Origin of the sequence: Pseudomonas sp. RGM2987 (assembly GCF_022952855.1) — a bacterium.
Taxonomy (GTDB): domain Bacteria; phylum Pseudomonadota; class Gammaproteobacteria; order Pseudomonadales; family Pseudomonadaceae; genus Aquipseudomonas.
Window position 1 is genome coordinate 1 of record NZ_JALJDX010000057.1, and the last position, 4205, is coordinate 4205.

Sequence of the window (4205 nt, forward strand, 5' to 3'; positions counted from 1 at the left end):
CCCCGGGCGTGGGCTTGGCGGTGACCGCGCTGCTGATGCTCAAGGGTGGCAAGGGCAAGTTCTTCAGCAAATTGCCGTGCATGCTGGTGGGCGGCGCCGCGTCCATGGCGGTCAGCAGTGCGATGGGCGCGGCGGCCAATGCGGCCATGGGCTCGTCAAACCCGGTGCATGCCGCCACCGGCGCTAAAGTGCTGGGCGATATCGAGGAGATGGACTTCGTCCTACCCGGCATCCTGCCGATCGACTGGCAGCGCTTCTACAACAGCCGTGACGAACGCCGCGACGGGTTGTTTGGCGCCGGCTGGAGCGTTGCCTATGAGGTGTGCGTCGAAATCCTGCCCCACCCCGAGGGCGGTGAAACCCTGGTTTACACCGACGAGCAGGGTCGACGCATCGACATGGGTTCGATCCCCTTGGGCGGTGCAGTGTTCAGCCCCGGTGAAGGGCTGAATGTTCGGCGACACGCCAATGGTGAATTGCTGATCGAAAGCACGGACGGGCTGTACCGGCTGTTCAAGCCGACGCCGGACCGTATATCGCTGCTGCGCCTCGAACAACTGGGCGACCGCAACGACAATCGCATTTACCTGGACTACGACGCCGCCGGACGGTTGGTGCAGTTGCGAGAAACCTTCGATCTGGTCCGTATCGAACTGACCTATGACGATCGATGGCCGCAACGTATCAGCATGATCGAGCGGCTCTACGCCGATCAGCGCCGGGAAGTGCTGATGCACTACGGCTACGATGCCCAAGGCGACCTGGCCGAGGTTCGCCAGTCCAATGGCCAAGTGAAACGCCGCTATGCCTACGATGTCGGTCGGCGCATGGTCGAACACCAGTTGCCCACCGGCCTGCGCTGCTTCTACGACTGGGCGTTGATCGAAAACCAGGAATGGCGGGTGGTTCGTCACTGGACCGACGCGGGCGACACTTATGCCTTCGACTATGACCTGGCAGCCGGGACCACGCGCATCACCGACGGTTTGAATCGCATCAGCACACGTCGCTGGGATACGCGCTACCAGATCACCGAAAATACCGACGCGTTAGGCCGCATCTGGACTTTCCAATGGAATGACGAAAGCCAGCTGATCGCCGCGATGGCCCCCAACGGCGGCCAATATCAATTCAGCTACGACGAGGCGGGCAATCTTTGCCAGACCCTCGACCCGCTTGGGCGTAGCGAGTCAACGTTATGGCTCGAACACTGGGCCTTGCCCATGGTCGAGACCGATGCCGAGGGCCATACCTGGCAATACCGCTATGACTCGCATGGCAATCGGATTCGGGAAACCGATCCGCTGGGCCACGTCACCCGCTATCGCCATGACACTCACGGCCAGGTGGTGGAAGTCATCGACGCCACGGGCAAACGCAAGACGATGCGCTGGACGCCTTTGGGCCAGCTCAGCGAACACACCGATTGCTCCGGTTACACCACGCGATTCAGTTACTGCGAACGTGGACTGCTCCTCAGCAGCACCGACGCACAGGGAGAGCGGACGCTTTTCAACTACGACGACCAGGGTCGGCTGTTGAGCAAGCAACTGCCGGACGGACGCACCGAGCACTACCAGCGCGATGCGAGCGGCCAGTTGATCGGTTACAGCGACCCGGCCGGGCACACCACGCATTTCCAACACACCCTGACCGGGCAACTGCGCGTGCGCACCGATGCCCATGGTCGCCGGGTGGAACTGAGCTACGACCACTACGGCCGCCTGTTGGCGCTGACCAACGAAAACGACGAAAGCTACCGGTTTGCCTGGGACGCCGGCGACCGTCTGACCGCCCAGAACAGCCTGGACGGCAGCCTCAAGCGCTACGCCTACGACTCGCTGGACAACGTCATCCGCATGGAAGCCCACGCGGTGCCGGGCAGCACCGACCTGGACCTCGCCCCGCAAGCGCCGATCATCCATGAACTGGAGCGCGATGCGATGGGCCGTCTGGTGATGAAGGTCACCGACGATGGCCGCACCGAGTACTGCTATGACGCGCTCGATCAGGTCAAGGCCATCACGTTCACCCATCAATCAGGGGAACAGCAGTGCGTCGGTTTCAGCTACGACCCACTCGGGCAACTGATTGCCGAACAGAGCTGGGCCGGGCGCCTGGAGCATCGCTACGACGAACTGGGCAACCTGGCCCAGACACAGCTCCCCGATGGCCGCTGGCTGAACCGTCTGCATTACGGCAGCGGTCATCTGCACCAGATCAACCTCGACGGCCTGGTGATCAGCGACTTCGAACGTGACCGCCTGCACCGCGAAGTGCTGCGCACCCAGGGACGTCTCAGCACGCGCAGCGAATACGACCGCAGTGGTCGTCTGCGGGCCCGCCAGCGCCGACAACAAGGTCAATCCACGCTGCTGCCTGCGGCGGCGCAATCGCTGTTTGGCTACGACACCAGTGATCAACTGGTGGAACGCTTCGACAGCCAGCCGGATGCATCACATCGGCAACTGCTGCATTACGACGCCACCGGGCGCATCCTTGCCAGCCAGGACAATCTCCAGGGCCAGCGCGAAGGCTTTGCCTATGACCCGGCCGCCAACCTGCTCGACAGCCTGGGCACGGGTCGGGTCGCGCATAATCGTCTGTTGACCTATCAGGACAAGCGCTACCGCTATGACGGCTTCGGGCGCATGGTGGAAAAACGCAGCGCCCGCCGCGGCGTCCAACGTTTTCACTACGACGCCGAGCAGCGCCTGGTTGAGGTTCGCAACGACAACGGTTCGGTCGTGAAAATGACATACGACCCGCTGGGGCGGCGTATTGAAAAAGCCGAATACGACTGTCATTGCACCCTGCTGAGCCGCACCCGTTTCACTTGGGACGCGCTGCAGCTCTTGCAGGAGCATCGAGACAACCAGACCAGCCTCTACATCTATGTCGATGACAGCCACGAACCACTGGCAAGGGTCGATGGCGTCGGTGAACAACAGAAAATCCGTTATTACCACAACGACTTCAACGGCCTGCCCGAACAACTTTGCGAAGCCGACGGCCACATGCTTTGGCGTGCCCGTTACCAGGTCTGGGGCAACACCGCCGAAGAGTTGCGCGAGCCGTACTTCATCGAAGAACAGAACCTGCGGTTCCAGGGCCAGTACCTGGACCGGGAAACCGGCCTGCATTACAACACCCTGCGCTTTTACGATCCGGACATTGGCCGGTTCACCACACCGGACCCCATCGGGTTGGCGGGTGGGCTGAACCTCTACCAATACGCGCCAAACCCGGTGAGCTGGATCGACCCCTCGGGGCTGATGAAATGCACGACCCCGCCGAAAGGCCGCAAGGTCAACCGGACGGTTTATCGCTTTGAAGAGCCTGGGCGGATCAGCACGACCTGGACGGCGCACAAATGGAACGTCGCCGCCCGACACCGTTATACCGCCCCCGGCCTGGGTGGCGTCTACGGCGCCAATTCGCGCAAGACCGCCATGGGCGAGGTCAATCACTGGGGCGTGGACCTGTCCACGCGGGTCTTGGTGAGCAAGAAAGTGCAGCTCAACAACGTCCTGGACCTGACCCGCGCCGATGTGCGCAAACAATTGGGCGTGTCCTTGAAAAACATCACCGGCAACAAATACACCCAGACCCACCAGATCGGCGCCTGGGCCAAGGCCAATGGTTATGATGGGATCCTGGCGCCGTCGGCGCGTAACCCGACCGGCAGCAACTTGATCTCCTTTGACGGATTTTGACATGGGACTGGAAGACGAATACGTCGGCGACGCCGACTGGCAAACTTTCGTGCGCCTGTACGAGGAGGACTACCTCGACGACAACGCTCGCACGCTCGCCAAGTCCATGGACGACAACCTCGACATGGCCGTGGTGCTCTATGGAAAACGAGGGCTCAAGGAGGGCCTGTGGTGGATGGAACAAGTCGTGCCGGCCTTGGGTAACAAACGCCCGGCCGATTGCCTCAAGAGCCCGAAACTGATCACGCGCCTGCGAATGGCCTTGATGAGCATGCCGTAACCCATAGGAAAAAGGATGCAATGGAAAGCATCGAAGCACTTGAACACACAGCCGCCAGACATCTGGGTTCCATGAGTATCCGGCATGTCTGACGCACTCTGGGCCGCCCGCCTGGGCGATGCGCTGGAGCACACCTCGATGATGGCCGACATCCTCGGCGGGGTGCTGGAGGTGGCGGCGAACATTGCGATCACTGCCGTGGCGACGGC

General features: G+C 61.8%; 2 protein-coding genes. Both read left to right on the forward strand.

Features of this window, described 5'->3' with window-relative positions; all coding sequences use genetic code 11:
• Window positions 1-3716 (forward strand): RHS repeat-associated core domain-containing protein (locus tag RGM2987_RS00470; protein ID WP_245138155.1); only part of this gene is annotated, 3716 nt, incomplete at its 5' end.
• Window position 3717: 1 nt separating this feature from the next.
• Window positions 3718-3996: a hypothetical protein gene (locus RGM2987_RS00475; RefSeq protein ID WP_245138156.1), complete on the forward strand. Its 279-nt coding sequence runs from the start codon at window positions 3718-3720 to the stop codon at window positions 3994-3996.
• Window positions 3997-4205: the final 209 nt, after the last annotated feature.